Source organism: Sphingobium sp. KKT206, from assembly GCF_055640555.1.
This window is the reverse complement of sequence record NZ_CM145764.1, coordinates 2275830-2294378: the sequence shown is the minus strand read 5'-3', so window position 1 is coordinate 2294378 and position 18549 is coordinate 2275830. Positions and strand designations below refer to the sequence as shown.

Below are 18549 nucleotides of genomic sequence, written 5' to 3'. Positions count from 1 at the left end.
CGGGTCCGGTCCCGCGCCATATTTCGACGATCATCGAAGTAAGGACTCGCCATGGATCAGGACAAGGCCGTCGCGGCGCTGGCCGCGCTGGCACAGGACACCCGCCTTTCGGTCTTCCGCCTGTTGGTAAAGGCCGGTCCCGATGGCATGATTGCGGGTGCCTTGGCGGAAGCGATGGACGTGCCGCCCTCCACCATGTCGCATCATCTGACGAAGCTGGAACAGGCAGGCCTCGCCACCTCCTGGCGCACCAGCCGCCTCATCCACTATGCCGCCGACTATGCCGGAATGCAGGGCTTGCTTGGCTTTCTGATGGCCGATTGCTGCCAGGGCGACCCGACGCTGTGCGCCGGCCTTCTTTCTTCCATTTCGTGCGACGCCGTTTCCGAAGGAGCCCCAGCATGACCGACAAAGTCTATAATGTCCTGTTCCTATGTACCGGCAATTCGGCCCGCTCGATCCTGGGCGAAGCGCTGATGAACAAACTCGGCGCGGGCCGCTTTCGCGCCTGGAGCGCCGGCAGCCAGCCCAAGGGCGCGGTTCATCCCATGGCCCTGTCCGTCCTGTCGGGGTTGGGGTTCGACACGGAGGGCATGCGCTCGAAAAGCTGGGACGAGTTCGCCGCGCCCGGTGCGCCGCAGTTCGATTTCATCTTCACCGTCTGCGACAATGCGGCGGGCGAGGCCTGCCCGGTGTGGATCGGCCACCCCATGACCGCCCATTGGGGCATCGAAGACTCGGCTGCTGTCGAAGGGGAGGGGCAGCGTGACGCCTTCCTGACCGCGCTGCGCTATCTGCGCAACCGCATCACGCTCTTCCTCGAACTGCCGCTCGACGCGCTGGATGCCATGGCGACGCAGCGCAGGCTCAAGGAAATCGGCCAAGGCGAGGGTGCCAGCGCCCAGGCAGGAGCCAACGCATGACCCACGACATCATCATCTATCATAACCCAGAATGCGGGACGTCGCGCAACACGCTGGCGATGATCCGCAATGCGGGCATCGAACCGCATGTGATCGAATATCTGAAAACCCCGCCGTCGCGCGCGCTGCTCGAAAGCCTGATTGCCCGCGCCGGGATGACGCCGCGCGCCCTGCTGCGCGAAAAGGGCACGCCCTTTGCCGAATTGGGGCTGGACGATGACAGCCTGTCCGACGCCGCACTGATCGACGCGATGATGGCGCATCCCATCCTCATCAACCGCCCGCTGGTGGTCTCGCCGCTGGGCGTCAAACTCTGCCGCCCGTCCGAAGCGGTGCTGGATATTCTCCCGGCGGCGCAGCAAGGCGCGTTCGCCAAGGAAGATGGCGAGCAGGTGGTCGACGCAACGGGCCAGCGCGCATGACCCTGACCGCATCCGATGCCAAAGGCGCATCCGCCTCGCCGCTTGGCCTGTTCGAACGATGGCTTTCGCTGTGGGTCGCGCTCGCGATCGCAGTCGGGATCGTGGCGGGCAATGCCGCGCCCGGTGCCTTCGCAATGCTCGCCGGGTTGGAAATAGCCTCGGTCAACCTGATCGTCGCGGTGCTGATCTGGGCGATGATCTATCCGATGATGGTCGGCGTCGATTTCGGCAGCATCCGCGACATCGGCCGCAAGCCGCGCGGCCTCATCATCACCATCGTCATCAACTGGCTGGTCAAGCCCTTCACCATGGCGGCGCTTGCCGTCCTGTTCTTCGACTATCTCTATAGCGACCTCATCCCCCGCAACGATGCCGACCAATATATTGCCGGGCTGATCCTGCTGGGCGCAGCGCCCTGCACGGCCATGGTGTTCGTCTGGTCGCAGATGACGCGCGGCGACCCGGCCTATACGCTGGTGCAGGTGTCGGTGAACGACCTTGTGATGATCGTCGCCTTCGCGCCCATCGTCGCGCTGCTGCTCGGCGTCACCGACATCGTGGTGCCGTGGGAAACGCTGCTGCTTTCCACTATGCTCTATGTCGTGATCCCGCTCGCGGCGGGGGCTTTGACCCGGCATCGGGTGATCGCCGCGCATGGCGGCAACGTGGCGGCGGTCGATGCCTTCACTTCCCGGCTCAAGCCCTGGTCGATCATCGGCCTGTTGGCGACGGTGGTGTTGCTCTTCGCCTTCCAGGCCGAAACCATCGTCGGGCAACCACTGCTGATCGCGCTGATCGCGGTGCCGATCATCCTCCAATCCTATGGCATTTTCGCGCTGGCCTATGCCTGGGCCTTCGCCTGGAAGGTGCCGCACCGGATCGCGGCCCCGTGCGCGCTGATCGGCACGTCCAACTTCTTCGAGCTGGCGGTCGCGGTCGCGATCGGGCTGTTCGGCCTGTCGAGCGGCGCGGCGTTGGCGACCGTCGTCGGCGTGCTGGTCGAAGTGCCGGTGATGCTCTCGCTGGTCGCCTTCGCCAACCGCACCCGGTCGCGCTTTGCGGAGGAGGCTGAGGCATGAGCGACACCCTGCCGTTCCATTATCTCCGCCCGCTGGCCGATGCCGACCATCTGCCCGCGCTGCACCCGGACTATGCGCATCGCCAACCCGCGCTGGGCTTAGGCGATCTCGACCCGCCGCCGCGCATCCTGCTGCTCTACGGATCGCTGCGCGAACGCTCCTATTCGCGCCTGGTGGTCGAGGAAGCCGCGCGCCTGCTCCAGTTTTTCGGCTGCGAAACCCGCATCTTCGACCCGCGCGACCTGCCGCTGCCCGATCAGGTCGCGGGCGACGATCATCCCGCCGTCCATGAACTGCGCGCCCATTCGCTGTGGTCGGAAGGGCAGATCTGGTGCAGCCCCGAACGCCATGGCCAGATTACCGGCATCATGAAGACGCAGGTCGACCATCTGCCGCTGGCCTATAAGGGGCTGCGCCCGACACAGGGGCGCACCCTGGCGGTGATGCAGGTGTCAGCCGGATCGCAATCCTTCAACAGTATCAACACGCTCCGCGTCCTTGGCCGCTGGATGCGGATGTTCACCATTCCCAACCAGTCCTCCGTCGCCAAGGCCTATGAAGAGTTCGACGAGGCCGGACGGATGAAGCCCTCCGCCTATTATGACCGCATCGTCGATGTGGTGGAGGAACTGGTCCGCTTCACCGTCCTGCTGCGGCCCCATGCCGAGCAACTGTTGGACCGCTATTCGGAGCGCAAGGAGCGCAACGAGCCGGTGGCGACCCATGTCGAAAAGGCCGGGCTGGCGACATCCGACTGACTCGTCGTCTGCGCCCTATCGCGCTTGCGCCGATCCGGCATCTTGGATAAGGCGACCGCATCCATTGGACCCGGCATTGTCGGGTGGCTCGGCCCGGCGCCTATCCCCGGGATAACCATTAGCGAATTTGGGCTTCGCTTTTCCGAGTTTTGAGCGTTTCCGCGCACACACGCGATGCCCCGCTAGCCAATCTAGGTTTTTTTGAATGCTGTCCATCGCCTCGCTGCAACGCGAATGGCTCGCCAATCCGCGCGCCGACATCCTCGCCGGGATCGTCGTCGCCCTGGCGCTGATCCCCGAAGCCATCGGCTTTTCCATCATCGCCGGCGTCGATCCGCGCGTCGGCCTCTATGCCTCCTTCTCCATCGCCTTCATCATCGCCTTCGTCGGCGGCCGCCCCGGCATGATCTCCGCCGCCACCGCCGCCGTCGCGGTGCTGGTGGTGCCGCTCGTGCGCGACCATGGCATCGATTTCCTATTTGCGGCCACCATATTGATGGGCATCATTCAGGTCGTCGCAGGTTTCCTGCGGCTCGACATGCTGATGCAATATGTCTCGCGCTCGGTCATCACTGGCTTCGTCAATGCGCTCGCGATCCTCATCTTCATCGCGCAATTGCCGCAGCTTGTGGGCGTGACCTGGGTCACCTATGCGATGGTCGCCGGTGGCCTTGCCATCATCTACCTCTTCCCGCGCCTCACCAGGGCCGTGCCCTCGCCGCTGGTCGCGATCGTCATCCTGACGATCCTGTCCATCTATGGCGGGCTGAATGTCAACACGGTGGGCGATATGGGCGAACTGCCCTCGACGCTCCCGGCCTTCCTCATCCCCAACGTCCCGCTGACGCTGGAAACGCTCCAGATCATCCTGCCCTATTCGCTGACCATGGCGGCCGTCGGCCTGCTGGAATCGATGATGACGGCGCAGATCGTCGATGACCTGACCGACACCGGTTCGGACAAGCGCCGCGAGATGAAGGGGCAGGGCATCGCCAATTTCGCCACTGGCTTCCTCGGCGGCATGGGCGGTTGCGCGATGATCGGCCAGTCTGTCATCAACGTGAAGTCGGGCGGATCGACCCGCTTGTCGACCCTCGTCGCGGGCACCTTCCTGCTGTTCCTGATCGTCGTGCTTGGTCCTCTGGTGGCCCAGATTCCGATGCCTGCATTGGTCGCGGTAATGATCATGGTGTCGATCGGCACGTTCAGCTGGCGCTCGATCAAGGATTTGCGCACCAATCCGTGGCAATCCTCGGTCGTCATGATCGCCACCGTCGTCATCGTCGTGTGGACGCATGACCTGGCGCAGGGCGTGCTGGCGGGCGTCATCCTGTCGGGACTGTTCTTCGCGAGCAAGGTCAAACGCCTGTTCACGGTCACGTCTGCGCTCTCTGCCGATGGCAAGGCGCGCACCTATCGCGTCGCGGGCCAGGTCTTCTTCGCCTCGTCGGACAGCTTCACCGCCGCCTTCGATTATAAGGAAGTTCTGGACCGCGTCGTGATCGATGTCAGCGACGCCCATTTTTGGGACATTTCGGCGATCGGCACGCTCGACAAGGCGATCCTGAAATTCCGCCGCGAAGGCACCGTGGTCGAGGTGATCGGCCTCAATGACGCCAGCGCCGCGATGGTCGAACGCTATGCCATGCACGACAAGCCGGGTGCGGACGCGCAACTCGGCGCGCATTGAGGAGAGACGCCATGACCAAGATACTCGCCTGTATCGACGCGTCGGCCTATGCGGCCAGCGTCGTAGACCTCGCCGCCTGGGCGTCCAAGCGCCTCGCCCTGCCGGTCGAACTGCTCCATGTCGTCCAGCGCCGCGATGCCGTGGCGCAGCGCCATGACCTCAGCGGCGCGATCGGCCTGGGAGCCAAGAGCGAATTGCTGGAGGAATTGACCCGGCTGGAGGAAGCCGACTCCCGGCTCCAGATCGAACGTGGCCGCATGCTGCTCGCCACGATGGCCAATCGGCTGCGCGCCGACGGGACCACCGCCATCGCGCCGCTCCACCGCCATGGCGGCATCGTCGAAACGATCATCGAGCGGGAAGAGGATGCTCGCGTCATTGTCATCGGCAAGCGCGGCGCGAGCCATGAATTTGCGACCGACCATATCGGATCGAAGATCGAGCGCGTCGTGCGCGCCAGCGCCAAACCGGTGCTGATCGCCTCGCGCACGGTCCAGGTGCCTCAATCCGTCGTTCTCGCCTATGACGGCAGCAAGCCCGCCGACCGCGCGCTGGAACGGGTCGCCAACTCGCCCCTGTTCGCCGGGATGCCGGTCCAGGTCGTGACGGTCGGCCCCGACGACGACAAGCATCGCGCGTTGCTCGACAAGGCGCGCACCGCTTTGTCAGCCAGCGCCTCCGTCACCTTGGCGATCCTGCCAGGCAAACCGGAAGATGCCATCGCCGAACGGATGGCAGCAATGCCACAAGCACTGCTGGTCATAGGCGCCTACGGCCACTTGCCGCTCCGCACCCTGATTGTCGGCAGTACCACCACCACCCTTATCCGCACCGTCCACGCGCCCGTGCTGCTGGTGCGATAAACTGCCCTTCGGCCTGATCTCACCCTCACGGGATCAGGCCGCCTTGCCCTTCAGTGCCTTCTGCCGCCGCCTCTGCACCGACGATCCGATCCCCATCGCCTCGCGATATTTGGCGACGGTGCGGCGGGCTATGTCCATGCCGCGCGCGCGCAGCAGCTCGACCAGCGTGTCGTCGGACAGGATCGCCTGGGGCTCTTCGGCCATGATCAGCGTCTTGATATGGCTCTTGACCGCTTCGGCCGAGACGGCGCCGTCGCCTTCCGCGTTCGACACGCCGCTGGTGAAGAAATATTTGAGTTCATACTGGCCGCGCGGGCAGGACAGATATTTGTTCGACGTCACCCGGCTGACCGTCGATTCATGCATTTTGATCGTGTCGGCGACGGTGCGCAGCGTCAGCGGCTTCAAATGCGCGACGCCCTTGCGGAAAAAATCCTCCTGGCAGCGGACGATCTCGCTCGCGACCTTGATGATGGTCTTCTGCCGCTGGTCGAGCGCCTTGACCAGCCAATTGGCGCTGGCCAGGCAATCGGCGAGCCACGCCTTGGCATTCTTGTCCTGCTTGCCGGTCGCCAGTTCGACATAATAGCTGCGGTTGACCAGCACGCGGGGCAGGGTGGCGCTGTTGACCTCGATGCTCCATCCTTCGGCGGTAGGGCGCACGAACAGGTCGGGCGTGACCGGCGCAGCGCGGTCGCTCGAAAATTTAAGGCCTGGCTTGGGGTCATAGCCGCGCAATTCGGCGATCATGTCGGCCATATCCTCCTCATCCACCCCGCAGATGCGGCGCAACTGGGGCAGCGCGCCCTTGGCCAGCAGGTCGAGATTGTCGATCAGGCGCGCGATGCAGGGGTCGTAGCGGTCGGCTTCCTTGGCCTGCAGCGCCAGGCATTCTGCCAGCGACCGCGCGCCGATGCCGGTCGGGTCGAAGCTGTGGATGACGCCCAGCACCCGTTCGACCTCGACCAGCGGCAGGCCCATCGCATGGGCGGTCTGCAACAGGTCCGCCTCCAGATAGCCGGCCTCGCTGATCTGGCCGATCAGTTGTGCCGCGACGATCAGGTCCACGCCCGACAGCGCGGCGCGCGCCTGATCCATCAAATGTTCCTGCAGGCTGGCACCGGGCGCAGCGAAACTGTCGAAGTCCGGCGCTTCGTCGCCATAGCCGCCCGTCATCGCGTCCATGCCGCCGCCACCGGCGCCGAGTGCGCTCGCCATCCGGTCGCCGGGGCCATCGTCGATGAACGTATCCGCGCCATGATCGACGTCGAGCGGGCTGTCCGCGCCGCCCAGCCCCTGCGCGATCAGATCGTCGCTCGCCCCGGTTTCGGCGGCCAGCGTCGGGCGCTCAAGCTCGCGGTCGATGCCGTCGGCAGGCGGGGGGGCATCATCGCCGCCACCCGATTCGAGCAGCGGATTCTTCTCCAGCTCGCCCGCGACGAACGCTTCGATCTCCAGATTGGACAGCGCCAGCAGCTTGATCGCCTGCTGCAACTGCGGCGTCATGACAAGCGACTGGCTCTGCCGAATGTCGAGGCGTGGGCCGAGCGCCATCAGGCAGCGCGCCTTGTGCTGGCGCACCACCGGCTCGCGCTCCCACCCGGACGCCCAGCCAGCCTATACTGTGGGAGGCCGGGTGGGGGTGCGGGCCGGTGCGGCTCAGAAAGAAAATGCCCCCGCTTCATCTTACATCACAACGAGAAATTCTCGCCGAGATACAGGCGGCGGACGTCGGCATTGGCGACCAGTTCGGTCGGGCTGCCGGTGAACAGCACTTGCCCGTCATAGATGATGCAGGCGCGATCGACGATTTCCAGCGTCTCGCGGACATTATGGTCAGTGATCAGCACGCCAATGCCGCGCGTCTTCAACTGCTTCACCAGGTCGCGAATGTCGGCAATCGATAGCGGATCAATGCCCGCAAACGGTTCGTCCAGCAGCACGATGGACGGATTGGCAGCCAGCGCGCGGGCAATCTCGCATCGGCGACGCTCGCCCCCCGACAGGGCCATCGCTGCCGAGTCGCGCAACCGGGTCAGGCCGAATTCGTCGAGCAATTGTTCCAGCCGCGCGGCGCGCGATGCCTTGTCGGGCTCCGCCATTTCCAGCACCGCGCTGATATTCTGCGCGACGGTCAAGCCACGAAAGATCGAGGTTTCCTGCGGCAGATAGCCAAGGCCCAAAATCGCGCGGCGATACATGGGCAGGCTGGTGATATCCTGCCCGTCTAGCAGCACGCGGCCGCGATCGGGCCGGACGAGGCCCATGACCGAATAGAAACAGGTCGTCTTGCCCGCGCCATTGGGGCCAAGCAGTCCGACGACTTCGCCCTTGCCGACGGTCAGCGACACGTCCGACAACACCACGCGATTGTCGTAGCTTTTGGCGATCGAGATGACCGACAGGCCATCGCCCAGCTCGTGCGGGACGGGAGGGCGAGGGGCGGCGGGCCGTTCCTGGGTGGTGACGTCGTGCATGGGTCCATCCTTGCGGCCGGACGGCGAACCGCCCGCACCAGTTGGCATCCTTTGTGCATGGGATCGCCGCCGGGGCAAGGGGAAAATGGCGCGATGGTCGCACCCTCCACCCTCGCTCCAAACAAAAATGGCGGTCGTTCCGGGGTTGGAGAGGAACCCGGAACGACCGCCATATCATGGAGCGCAGCGAGGAGACGCTGCGCTCCATGGGCACTCACTTGAAGGTGTAGCGGACACCCAGCGCGAAGGTGCGCGAGAGCAGGGTGGTGCCGAGGTTGAACTGTTCCGGCCCGCCGACATCTTCGAACTTATAATAGGTTTGCTGCTTGGACTTGGTGAGGTTCACCGCGTCGAAGGTGACGCCCAGGCGATCGTTGACGTTCCAGGTCAGCTGGAGATCCAGGCTCTTTTCCGGGTTGCGCCATACGCCGATCGGGTTGGCGAACAGGCGCGCTTCATTGTTCGCCAGGAACTCCTTGCGCCAGATATAGGACAGGCGAGCGCCGATCGGGCCGTTGTCATAGGCGAGCGTCGCATTGTAGCTGAGGTCCGACACGCCGAAGAAGGCCGATGTCGCCTGACCGGTAATGTTGCCCGCCGAGTCCGAAAGCGGAATATTCTGCTTGGAGTCGAGGATCGTCACGCTGCCCACAAAGCCAAGACCGTTGAGCGGACCGGGCAGATAGGTAGGGAAGTAGGTCAGACCCAGCTCCACGCCCTTGAGCACGCCGTCCGATGCGTTGACCGGCCGGGTGATGGCGAAGTTGTTGGTCGCACCCGCTTCGATGCCGTTGTTGGGAATGAACTCCTGGATCGTCAGCGGCACCACCAGACCCTGGATTTCGCGGCGGAAGGCCGTCGCGGTGATTGCGCTGTTGCGATCGAAATACCATTCTACCGCCACGTCGAAATTCTTCGAATGGGTGGGGGCCAGGTCGGCTGTGCCTGCGGTGCCGCTGCCGTAACCCAGGTTTGTCAGATCGCCAGTCAAATTATAATTGGGGTTGATGTCACCAAAATTGGGGCGACGCAGGGTTTCGCCATAGTTGAAGCGCAGGCGCAGATTGTCGAAAATCTCATAGCGTGCAGTGAAGCTCGGCAGCCAGCGATCCGACCCGGACGAGACGCTGGTCTGCGCTCCCGCATTATAGCGGTCGAAGAAATTATAATCGGTGTCGACGGTCACATAACGCGCACCAGCTTGCAATTTCAGCGGGCGGCCAAAGATCGAAATCTCGCCATCGGCCTGCAGATACATGGCGATGGTGCTTTCATCGATGTCGAAGGTCTTCTGCAACGACAACTGGTCGGATGTGGGCAGTCCATAAAGACCGCGCACCGTATCGGCATTGGCGTTCAGCCAATAGCCGTTGGCCAGCGTCCAGCTGGTCGGCACGTCGGCGCGACCCTGGTAGAAGTCCTTATTAGTAAAAGCCGCATCTTCGCCCAGGCCCGCAAGCGTAGTAGCTGTGAGCGGGCCAACCCGGTCCTGAGTCCGCAGAGCGGTGGAGGCCCGGCGCTGGTCGATGCGGATACCGCCCTTGATCTGGCGGATGAAGCCTTCGTCCCAGGTGTAATAGCCATCGAGCGTGCCGGTGATGGCGCTGCCCTTGTCGCGGTTGGCGTTGTCATAGAACTCCGCGACATTCCATTTGCTTGTATCGTTCAGCAGGCTGTCGTCATCGAAATGATAGGACGGAATGCCACCACCGGCGTTAAAATCCACGTCAATCGAATTGGCCAAACGGGTCGTACGCATGGCGATGAAAGATGTTTTTACCTTGCTAGTCTGATATGCGATGTCGCCGATGATCTTACCGCGATCACCTAGATCCCACTTGCCGTTGAGGGCATATACGAAGCTGTCGGTCTTGCTCTTGGTGAAGTCGCCACTGTTGAAGCCGAACACATTGCCAACTCCAGTACGGGATTTGACGATGTTTGTGCCGTCATACAATTCCACCGTGCCGGGGCTGCCGCAGCAGTCAACGAAGCTGAACTGCAGGCTGTTGAAGGTCTCACCACGGAAGCCAGCGTAGAATACTTCGGCGGTATATACTGAACTGCTATTGGGAGCCCACTGCAGCGCGACATTAAAAGAGGGACGCTCGCGCTTGCCGTAAAGATCAGAGCTGAACGCCGCATCCCGCGACAGATAATAAGGCGTATCTACACCGTTGATGTTCAGCGTAGAACCTGATGCGGTAGCCAAGCCACGGTCAAGGCCAGGTGTCCAGTTGACGTTGTCAGGGCCGGGGAAGATGCGCTGTAGCGGAGCCAAGCCGGAACCAGCCGCCGGCGTTTCCGTTGCAAACGGTACAAGCGCGCCCGCCGTGACGGTTTGGTCGCGGAATTTGGTGCGGGTGTAGCTGCCGTTCACCAAGATGCCGATGTCGCCGATACCGGTTTCCCAGCGATCGCTGACCAGCAGCGCGACGTTTGGATTATAGGTGTCGGCCTGCTCGTTATAAATACCGCGCGCGAGGCCCGAAATGGCGAAGCCGTCAAAGTCGAACGGGCGTCGCGTCTGGACGTCGACCTGACCAGCCAGACCGGTTTCGATCTGGTCCGCCGAGCGGGTCTTGTAGATATCGACGCGGTTGACGAGGTTGGCCGAAATATCCTGCAACGAAAAGGACTGACCGGTCGAAGTGAAGATGTTGCGGCCGTTGAGCGTGGTCAATGCGTCGGGCAGGCCACGGATCGAAATGCCAGCCGCTTCGCCGCCGGTGCGGTTGGTGACCTGCACGCCGGTCACGCGCTGCAGCGCTTCGATGACATTATTGTCGGGCAATTTGCCGACATCTTCCGACACGATCGAATCGACAATCTGGGTCGATTCCCGGCGCACGTTGAGCGCGCCGACGATCGAGGCGCGGACGCCGGTCACGACGATGTCGGCGACATCGTCTTCGGGCGCAGCCTGCGGCGTTGCGGGGGCGGTTTGGGCCTGGGCAGCGCCCGCCAGCATCAGCGCGAAGAGCGATGCGGAACCCATTACGATCGGCTTGAGGGCCATGTCAGATATCCTCCCTGGAGCTGGCCCTTGGCCATGCGTGAATTACTCGGACTAATTATTGCTCCGACAAATGAATCGCAAGCGGAAAATGAGGGCGTCGCGACACGAATGTCCGGCGCTAGTTACATTATTGCCACAGGCCGCGAGCTATCGGGGGCCGATCGGATACCCGAATAAGCGAAGGGGCCAGTCTCCTGCTGGAAACCGGCCCCTGGCACCGTCTATTTGTCAGACATATTACAAAATGTCAGTCCGCGCGCCAATAGGCCGTAGCGTCACGGCTTGGCACCAGCCGCAGCTGATCGCCCACGGTGCCGATCGCCTGGCCCGGCGCGGAGATGGCGACGAAGCGCAGCGCGTCGCTGCCCTTCTCCTCGAACCGCACGAACTGGCTGCGCAGCGCGAAATCGGCGCTCTTGCTGTCCTTCTCCAGGCTGATCGACCCATCCTTGGCCGCGACCAGATAATGATCGGGCATCAATATGGGGGACAGCATGATGCTCTTGGCCCCGGCACGGCCGGGCGACTGGCGGAACTGCGTCTGGGGCAGGGCCGGGTTGCCCGCGACCAGGCGGGTGCCGTCATGCGCCATCAGCCGCTTGGGGTCGGCCGCCGCGATGAAGCGTTCGGGCAGCGGGCCATTGCCCACCGGCACGCCGAAATCGGGCGTGCCATCAGCGGTATAATAGAGCCGCTGGACGCGGGTATGGCGGTCGGGGTTGAGCAGCGGATCGCCCTGGATCGTCTCATAGTCGCGCCCATGATAGACCAGGATGTCCCGGCCCTGCTCGTCCACGGTGAAGCTGTTGTGGCCCGGCCCATAGACGCTCGTCGCCGCGTTGGTGACGAACACCGGCTGCGGCGATTTGACCCAGCTCTTGGCGTCCAGCAGGTCGGCATTCTCGTCTGCCGTCAACAGCCCCAGGCAATAGCGCGCATCGGTCGCGCTCGCCGAATAGGTCATGAACAGGCGACCATTGCGATGCAGGATGGCAGGCGCTTCGGCGACCTTGTAGCCACGGATTTCCCAATCCAGAGTCGGCACGGCGATCCGCGTCGCCTTGCCCAGCTTGAGCGCCGATTCCAGCTTGGCGATGTACAGGTTGCTGTTCGTTTCGATGCCCGGCTCGCGCTGCGCCCACGCCATGTAGCGCGTGCCCTTATGCGTGAAGATGGTCGAATCGAGGTTGAAACTGTCCCAGGGCGTCTGCAATTCGCCCAGCACGCTCCATTTGCCTGTCATCGGGTCGGGGCCGTCGCACACCACCGCATAGGTGCGGATGCGGAACACATCCTCGCCGCCGCCGCTCGGACCAGCGGCGAAATAGACGATCCACTTGCCGTCCACCATATGCAGTTCGGGCGCCCACAGGAAGCCCGACATCGGGCCGCTCTTTTCATGCCGCCACAGCACCACTTCGGTCGCGGTGGCCAGGCCCGCGATCGTCTTCGACCGACGCAGCACCAGCCGGTCATACTCGGGAACCGACCCGGTCATATAATAATAGCCATCGTCATGGCGGAAGATCTGCGCGTCGGCGCGCTGCTTGATCAGCGGGTTGACCGGCACGGGGCCGTCAGCGGTCGGTGCAACGGGTATGGCACCCAGCTTGCCGCAGGCGGCCGGCAGTATCGCGGCACCGGCCAGGAAGAGACGGCGGTTGATGTGGTTCATAGAGTCGTTTCCTCAATAATCTGCGACGGGCCAGCCGTCCGCGCCCCAGCGCACCGGCGCGATGCGCAGGGTGGGGGCACCGTCGGCCTGCTTGTCATAGGCGTGGTAGACGACATAATCTTTGCCGTCCTTATCGTGCAGCCATCCGGCGTGGCCTGGGCCGCGGAAACGCTGCTGCTCCTGCAAATCCGCGCGCAGGAAGATGGTGCCGCCACCCTCCATCATCGCACTGCCATCCTTGCCGAGATACGGCCCGGTGATGTCCTTGGACCGGCCTATCACGGTATAATAGGTGCTGTTCACGCCCTTGCAGCAATAGTCGTAGGACGCCATCAGCCAATAATAGCCGCCATGATCGACGATGAAGGGCGCTTCGACAGGAGCAGGACCGCCAGCCGGGGCCGCGCGGCGTGCGATCGACACGGGCTTGGCCTTCGCATCCTTGGGCTTGCCGCTCTTGGGGTCCAGCTCGAACAATTTGAGGCCGGTCCAAAAGCTGCCGAGCGAGAGCCAGTGGCGGCCTTCGCGGTCGATGATGAAATTGGGATCGATGGCGTTATAATCATCGTCCTTGGTGGACATGACGACCATGCCTTCGTCGCGCCATTTGAAATCGGGCGACTTGGGGTCGAGCGTCGGACTGGTGGCCAGGCCGATCGCCGAGCGGTTCGATCCAAAGGTCGAGACGGAGTAATAGAGCCGGTAGCGGCCATCCACGAAGCTGATGTCGGGCGCCCACATGCCATCGCTGCCAGGGATCGCCTGCTTCGCCCAGTCGGGCAGTGCAGTGAACACCGGCGGCCCGGCCGTCCAGCGCACAAGGTCGGGTGAAGTGCGCGTTTCGATCAGCCGCTGGCCATGGCCAGTGCCGAACACATGATAGACATCGCCCTGCCGGATGATCACCGGATCATGGGTAGGGGCGAGGTCGCCGGTCAGGCGGCTGTTGAGCGTAGGCGCGCTCGGCGAGGTAGCGGCGGGCTGGGCGACGGCCGGGCCGGCAAGGCTGAGCAGGGTTGCGCTCGCCAGTGTCGCGATATGTCGCAAAACCATGCATCTTCTCCTGAAATGTTCCCCGGCGCAGGCCGGGGTCCAGTTCCAACGGTTGATCTGGACCCCGGCCTGCGCCGGGGAACAGCTTAGTTATTGCAGGTCCAGCACCACCACCGACATCGGCGGCAAGGTGACGGTCAGCGTCCCGCCATTCACCTGCGCGCCGGTGAAGGCGGCGGGCTTGACGGTTTCGGGCGCGTCGAACGTGTTGTGCGCGTTCATCACGCCAGCGGTCAGGACGCGGCCCGATACCGTTCCGGCGGTCAGGCCGTCGAGCTTGACGGTCACCGTGTTGGGCTGGGTGGGATCGAGGTTGGACAGGCCGACATGGACCTTGCCATCCTTGCCCCGCACCGCAGACCCGCTGACCGCGGGCATCACGAACTGGTCCTTATTATACCAGGGCGTGTCGATGCTGATCGGCAGGACCGTCGCATCCTGCCAGGGCTTGTACATTTCGAACACATGATAGGTGGGGGTCAGCACCATCTTCTTGCCGTCGGTCAGGATCATCGCCTGCAGCACGTTCACCATCTGGGCGATGGCGCTCATCTTCACCCGGTCGGCATGTTTGGCGAAGATGTCGAGATGGATGGATGCGACCAGCGCATCGCGCAGCGTATTCTGCTGACGCAGGAAGCCGGGATGCGTGCCGGGGTCTTGCGCATACCAGGTGCCCCATTCGTCCACCGCCAGGAAGACGCGCTTCTTGGGATCATATTTGTCCATGATGGCGGTATGCTTGGTGATCAGCTCATCCATATGGACGGCCTTGGCCAGCGTGTCGGCCCACAAAGTCTCGTCGAAATTCACCGGGTCCGCCTTGGGTGGCCAGCCACCCTGGGGCAGGGTGTAATAATGGAGCGAAACGGCGTCGAGCTGATCGCCCGCCTCCCGCATCATCACCTCGGTCCAGTTATAATCATCGACATTGGCACCCGCCGCGATCTTGAGGATCTTGGTGCCGGCAGGCGCCTTGATGAAGGTGGCATAGCGGCGCGTCACGTCGGCGGCATATTCGGCGCGCATATTGCCGCCACAGCCCCACAGCTCGTTGCCGATGCCGAAATAGGGAACCGCCCAGGGTTCCTTATGCCCGTTCTTGGCGCGCTCGTCGGCCAAGGTGCCGGCGGGCGAGGTCATATATTCGACCCACTCGCCCATTTCCTGCGGGCTGCCATTGCCGACATTGCCCGCGACATAGGCCTCCGCGCCGATCTGGCGGATCAGTTCGAAAAATTCATGGGTGCCGACCGTATTGGGTTCGGTCACGCCGCCCCAATGGGTGTTGATCTTGACCGGGCGCTTGGCCTTCCCGCCAATGCCTTCCCGCCAATGATATTCATCGGCAAAGCAACCGCCCGGCCAGCGCACGACGGGCACCGACAGGTTCTTGAGCGCGGAGATCACATCGTTGCGAAAGCCGTTGGTGTTGGGGATCGACTTGTCGTTGCCGACCCACAGCCCGCCATAAATGCCATTGCCCAGATGTTCGGCAAATTGGGTGAAGATACGCTTGTCATAGACCGGGCCGGGCGTTGCGGCATTGATCGTCGCGGTGGTCGGCTTGCCGTTGGTGTCGGCCAGCGCACTGGTCGTCAGGGCACTGGCGCAAAGCAGCAGTGCGGCGGTGGTACGGCGCAGGGTTTTTATCATGTCGTCCTCTCCCATGTGGAAATCAGTCGTGAAAAGCGTCGGTCGGTTCGCGGCGGCCGCGCAGGAAGGCGTCGGCGACCAGCCGCAATGGGCTGGTATCGACATCGCTGCGCCCACCCCGGATCAGCGTGGCAAAACGGCTGTAGAGCCCTGGATATTCGACATCCTCGCCATGTTCGGTGCCGCTGGGCAGCGTCAGCACCGCGCCGCCATGCGCCAGTTTCAGCGTACCCGCATCGGTGTCGATGATGATGTCCCAGCTTTGCGGGCCGGTCTGCCGCCAGTCGAGGTCCATGTGGATCGGCGCGCCGCCGGTATCGCGGAAATGCAGGTCGGCCGCGATCGGCGCAGCGCGATTTTCCGGCAGCACCAATGTCGCTTCCTTCAGGAAGAAGGGGCGCGGCAGGATATGGGTGACGATCGAAAGCGCATTGATCCCCGGATCGAACACGCCAAGCCCGCCCGGCTGCCAGATCCACGCCTGACCCGGATGCCATACGCGCACATCCTCGCGCCAGACGATCGACACTTTCTCGATTTTCCGCTCGGACAGCCAGGCGCGGGCCGGGGCGACCCCCGCCGCGAACCGACTGTGCCAGGCGGCGAACAGGGTCGCATCGACCTTGTCCGCCTGCACTTTCAGCGCCTCGACCTCCGCCAGCGTCGCGCCGGGGGGCTTTTCCAGAAAGACGTGGATGCCCTTGGCCAGGGCCTGCGCCGCCAGATCATAGCGAACCTGCGGCGGGGTGCAGAGCGCCACCGCGTCGACCGCCGGACCCTCGGCCAGCAGCGCGTCGAGGCTGGCCAGATGCGGCACCCCCGTCAGCCCGGCATCATGCGGACTGACGGTGGCGGCCAGGCTGAACGCGCTATTGCCCCGGATCGCCGGGACATGCTGGTCACGCGCGATCTTGCCGATGCCGATGATCGCGATACGGATCGGGTCCATCGCTTCAGAGCGCCTTGACGGCCACTTCCTGCGGCGCGGCGCGCGTCAGCACATTGCGCACCGGCAGGGTGAAGGGCGCGGCGAGGATTTCGAACACATCGCCTTCTTGGGCTGCGATGCCGTCGCTGAACGACAGGGTCGCGGTGCCAAAGAAATGGACATGGACGTCGCCCGCGCGACGGAACAGATCATATTTGAAATGATGATGTTCCAGGTTCGCGAAGCTGTGCGACATATTCCCTTCGCCCGACAGGAACGGCTTTTCCCAGATCGTCGCGCCGTCGCGCAGGATGCGGCTCGAACCCTCGATATGCTCCGGCGGTTCGCCGACCAGCAGTTCGGGGCCAAGCGCGGCCTGGCGCAGCTTGGAGTGGGCCAGCCACAGATAATTGTGCCGCTCGGTCACATGGTCGGAAAACTCGTTGGCGAGCGCGAGGCCGAGGCGATAGGGCGTGCCATCCTCGCCGATGATGTAGATGCCGGCCAATTCGGGTTCCTCGCCGCCATCCTTGGCAAAGGCGGGCATGGTCAGCGGATCGGTCGGGCCGACCAGTTGCGACCCGTCGCCCTTGTAGAACCATTCGGGCTGCTGTCCCGTCTCGCCGGGGGCAGGCTTGCCGCCTTCCAGGCCTTCCAGGAACATCCGCATCGAATCGGTCTGCTTTTCGACAGCCGCCGCCTCGCGGTGCATCTTGTCGCGCCCTTCGGCGGAACCAAGATGGGTCAGGCCGGTGCCGGTTAGCAGGACATGCGCGTCATCGTCATGGTCGATCGGCGCGAGCAGGCGGCCCGCTTCGAATTCGGCGGCGATGTCCACCGCGTCGCCCTTGGGCGCGGCGGCCACGGCGGCGGTCAGGCTGATGCCCTGCGCGATGGCATGCAGCGCCAAAGCGCGGATCGAGGTGAAGCCGACCACGAAGGCCGCGCTGTCGCCTTGCGCGGCGATAACGCCCCGTTCGCCGCTTTGGGCACGGTGCTGCAACAGGCGCAATGTCATGAAAATCTCTCCTCCCGCGCGCCACTGACGGCGCTGAACGCTTGCCGAAGACACGCCATCGTCCACCTCGACCAAAGCCGGGGCGGCAGTGAATCTCCGAATTACTCCGACATATTACAGGAAGATGGTAATGGCAATGCTTGTATTATAGACGGAGTTGTGCCTGATAGTTGGGGGGCGAGAGGAGCAGGAATGGCGAAGGAAGATCCGTCTTTGCACGGGGATGAGGCGGAGACGGGCGCATCGGCGAAGATTGCGCGTGGCCCCGGCAGGCGGTTGCACGGCGCGATCGCGCACAAACTCGGCACGGCCATCTTGTCCGGCCAATATGCCCCCGGTGACGTCCTGTCGGGCGAAGTCGCCTTTGCCGAGGAACTGGAAGTCTCGCGCAGCGCCTATCGCGAAGCGATCCAGGTGCTGACCGCCAAGGGGCTGGTGGAAAGCCGCCCCAAGGCCGGAACGCGCGTCCTGCCGCGCACCCGCTGGAACCTGCTCGATCCCGAAGTCCTCGCCTGGGCGTTCGCCGGAGAACCGGATATTCAGTTCGTGCGCGACCTGTTCGAACTGCGCGCCATCGTCGAACCGGCGGCGGCCAGGCTCGCGGCACAGCGGCGCGACAAGGAAGATCTGCGGATCATGAAGGACGCGCTTGCCGCGATGCGCCGCCACACGCTGGCCACTGAACTCGGCCGCGCGGCCGACCGCGATTTCCATAACGCCATCCTGAACGCGACCCGCAACGACGCGCTGCAGGTGCTGTCCGCCAGCATCGGCGCGGCGGTCAACTGGACCACGCAATATAAGCAACGCGCCCGCGCCCTGCCGCGCAACCCCATCCCCGACCATGTCCGCGTCTATGACGCGATCGCCGCCGGCGACACGGCGGCTGCGGCCGAGGCGATGGGGGTGCTGGTCGACCTCGCACTGGAAGACACCGCCAGCGCGATGGGCGGCTAAAATCAAGTGCTCCTGCGAAAGCAGGAGCCCA

General features: G+C 63.8%; 16 protein-coding genes and 1 other annotated feature. Of the genes, 8 read left to right on the top strand and 8 right to left on the bottom strand.

Going from position 1 to position 18549, the window contains the following annotated elements; translation table 11 throughout:
- Positions 1-51 precede the first annotated feature (51 nt).
- The 7 genes from ACZ2HM_RS10980 (at position 52) to ACZ2HM_RS10950 (ending at position 5735) form a co-directional block, all read left to right on the top strand.
- Positions 52-405, top strand: a complete 354-nt coding sequence (locus tag ACZ2HM_RS10980; RefSeq protein ID WP_037477442.1) for an ArsR/SmtB family transcription factor — start codon at positions 52-54, stop codon at positions 403-405.
- Positions 402-923, top strand: coding sequence for an arsenate reductase ArsC (locus ACZ2HM_RS10975; protein ID WP_470425228.1), 522 nt, complete (start codon positions 402-404; stop codon positions 921-923). The genes ACZ2HM_RS10980 and ACZ2HM_RS10975 overlap by 4 nt, the downstream gene beginning before the upstream one ends.
- On the top strand, positions 920-1345 hold the full coding sequence (gene arsC / locus ACZ2HM_RS10970) for an arsenate reductase (glutaredoxin) (protein WP_470425227.1): 426 nt from the start codon (positions 920-922) through the stop codon (positions 1343-1345). Before ACZ2HM_RS10975 ends, arsC begins: the two co-directional genes overlap by 4 nt.
- Positions 1342-2424, top strand: a complete 1083-nt coding sequence (gene arsB / locus ACZ2HM_RS10965; RefSeq protein ID WP_037477436.1) for an ACR3 family arsenite efflux transporter — start codon at positions 1342-1344, stop codon at positions 2422-2424. Before arsC ends, arsB begins: the two co-directional genes overlap by 4 nt.
- Complete coding sequence (gene arsH, locus ACZ2HM_RS10960) at positions 2421-3182, top strand: arsenical resistance protein ArsH (RefSeq protein ID WP_470425226.1); 762 nt, start codon at positions 2421-2423, stop codon at positions 3180-3182. Before arsB ends, arsH begins: the two co-directional genes overlap by 4 nt.
- A gap of 63 nt (positions 3183-3245) precedes the next feature.
- Positions 3246-3299 (top strand) — a sequence feature (sul1 is cis-regulatory element that is thought to sense ions involved in sulfur or methionine metabolism; They are found in Alphaproteobacteria).
- An 88-nt stretch (positions 3300-3387) separates the two neighbouring features.
- Positions 3388-4872 carry a SulP family inorganic anion transporter gene (locus tag ACZ2HM_RS10955; protein ID WP_470425225.1) on the top strand — a complete coding sequence of 495 codons (1485 nt, stop codon included), beginning with the start codon at positions 3388-3390 and terminating at the stop codon, positions 4870-4872.
- An 11-nt stretch (positions 4873-4883) separates the two neighbouring features.
- Positions 4884-5735 (top strand): universal stress protein, encoded by an 852-nt coding sequence (locus tag ACZ2HM_RS10950; protein WP_470425224.1) that lies wholly within the window; start codon positions 4884-4886, stop codon positions 5733-5735.
- A gap of 33 nt (positions 5736-5768) precedes the next feature.
- On the opposite strand, the gene rpoN is transcribed toward ACZ2HM_RS10950, so the two are convergent.
- The 8 genes from rpoN to araD1 form a co-directional block, all read right to left on the bottom strand.
- Entirely contained in the window at positions 5769-7289 is a 1521-nt protein-coding gene (gene rpoN, locus ACZ2HM_RS10945; RefSeq protein ID WP_470426843.1) for an RNA polymerase factor sigma-54, read from the bottom strand.
- A 137-nt stretch (positions 7290-7426) separates the two neighbouring features.
- Positions 7427-8212, bottom strand: coding sequence for an LPS export ABC transporter ATP-binding protein (gene lptB, locus ACZ2HM_RS10940; RefSeq protein WP_043154571.1), 786 nt, complete (start codon positions 8210-8212; stop codon positions 7427-7429).
- A 214-nt stretch (positions 8213-8426) separates the two neighbouring features.
- The gene (locus ACZ2HM_RS10935; protein ID WP_470425223.1) at positions 8427-11231 is read right to left on the bottom strand and encodes a TonB-dependent receptor; all 2805 of its coding nucleotides are present in this window, start codon (positions 11229-11231) and stop codon (positions 8427-8429) included.
- Positions 11232-11478: 247 nt separating this feature from the next.
- Positions 11479-12906: a family 43 glycosylhydrolase gene (locus ACZ2HM_RS10930; RefSeq protein WP_470425222.1), complete on the bottom strand. Its 1428-nt coding sequence runs from the start codon at positions 12904-12906 to the stop codon at positions 11479-11481.
- Between the two features lie 12 nt (positions 12907-12918).
- Positions 12919-13959: an arabinan endo-1,5-alpha-L-arabinosidase gene (locus tag ACZ2HM_RS10925; protein ID WP_470425221.1), complete on the bottom strand. Its 1041-nt coding sequence runs from the start codon at positions 13957-13959 to the stop codon at positions 12919-12921.
- A gap of 90 nt (positions 13960-14049) precedes the next feature.
- Entirely contained in the window at positions 14050-15615 is a 1566-nt protein-coding gene (locus tag ACZ2HM_RS10920; RefSeq protein ID WP_470425220.1) for an alpha-N-arabinofuranosidase, read from the bottom strand.
- A 22-nt stretch (positions 15616-15637) separates the two neighbouring features.
- Complete coding sequence (locus ACZ2HM_RS10915; protein WP_470425219.1) at positions 15638-16564, bottom strand: Gfo/Idh/MocA family protein; 927 nt, start codon at positions 16562-16564, stop codon at positions 15638-15640.
- A 4-nt stretch (positions 16565-16568) separates the two neighbouring features.
- Positions 16569-17561 carry an AraD1 family protein gene (araD1, locus tag ACZ2HM_RS10910; protein WP_470425218.1) on the bottom strand — a complete coding sequence of 331 codons (993 nt, stop codon included), beginning with the start codon at positions 17559-17561 and terminating at the stop codon, positions 16569-16571.
- A gap of 192 nt (positions 17562-17753) precedes the next feature.
- Here araD1 and ACZ2HM_RS10905 point away from each other — a divergent pair, with 192 nt between their 5' ends.
- Positions 17754-18518: a FadR/GntR family transcriptional regulator gene (locus ACZ2HM_RS10905; protein ID WP_470425217.1), complete on the top strand. Its 765-nt coding sequence runs from the start codon at positions 17754-17756 to the stop codon at positions 18516-18518.
- Positions 18519-18549 lie beyond the last annotated feature (31 nt).

Excerpts from the sequence above, each read along its gene's own strand:
- ACZ2HM_RS10980 (WP_037477442.1), top strand. The coding sequence starts at position 52 with ATGGATCAGGACAAGGCCGTCGCGGCGCTGGCCGCGCTGGCACAGGAC.
- ACZ2HM_RS10975 (WP_470425228.1), top strand. The coding sequence starts at position 402 with ATGACCGACAAAGTCTATAATGTCCTGTTCCTATGTACCGGCAATTCG.
- arsC (WP_470425227.1), top strand. The coding sequence starts at position 920 with ATGACCCACGACATCATCATCTATCATAACCCAGAATGCGGGACGTCG.
- arsB (WP_037477436.1), top strand. The coding sequence starts at position 1,342 with ATGACCCTGACCGCATCCGATGCCAAAGGCGCATCCGCCTCGCCGCTT.
- arsH (WP_470425226.1), top strand. The coding sequence starts at position 2,421 with ATGAGCGACACCCTGCCGTTCCATTATCTCCGCCCGCTGGCCGATGCC.
- ACZ2HM_RS10955 (WP_470425225.1), top strand. The coding sequence starts at position 3,388 with ATGCTGTCCATCGCCTCGCTGCAACGCGAATGGCTCGCCAATCCGCGC.
- ACZ2HM_RS10950 (WP_470425224.1), top strand. The coding sequence starts at position 4,884 with ATGACCAAGATACTCGCCTGTATCGACGCGTCGGCCTATGCGGCCAGC.
- rpoN (WP_470426843.1), bottom strand. The coding sequence starts at position 7,289 with ATGGCGCTCGGCCCACGCCTCGACATTCGGCAGAGCCAGTCGCTTGTC.
- lptB (WP_043154571.1), bottom strand. The coding sequence starts at position 8,212 with ATGCACGACGTCACCACCCAGGAACGGCCCGCCGCCCCTCGCCCTCCC.
- ACZ2HM_RS10935 (WP_470425223.1), bottom strand. The coding sequence starts at position 11,231 with ATGGCCCTCAAGCCGATCGTAATGGGTTCCGCATCGCTCTTCGCGCTG.
- ACZ2HM_RS10930 (WP_470425222.1), bottom strand. The coding sequence starts at position 12,906 with ATGAACCACATCAACCGCCGTCTCTTCCTGGCCGGTGCCGCGATACTG.
- ACZ2HM_RS10925 (WP_470425221.1), bottom strand. The coding sequence starts at position 13,959 with ATGGTTTTGCGACATATCGCGACACTGGCGAGCGCAACCCTGCTCAGC.
- ACZ2HM_RS10920 (WP_470425220.1), bottom strand. The coding sequence starts at position 15,615 with ATGATAAAAACCCTGCGCCGTACCACCGCCGCACTGCTGCTTTGCGCC.
- ACZ2HM_RS10915 (WP_470425219.1), bottom strand. The coding sequence starts at position 16,564 with ATGGACCCGATCCGTATCGCGATCATCGGCATCGGCAAGATCGCGCGT.
- araD1 (WP_470425218.1), bottom strand. The coding sequence starts at position 17,561 with ATGACATTGCGCCTGTTGCAGCACCGTGCCCAAAGCGGCGAACGGGGC.
- ACZ2HM_RS10905 (WP_470425217.1), top strand. The coding sequence starts at position 17,754 with ATGGCGAAGGAAGATCCGTCTTTGCACGGGGATGAGGCGGAGACGGGC.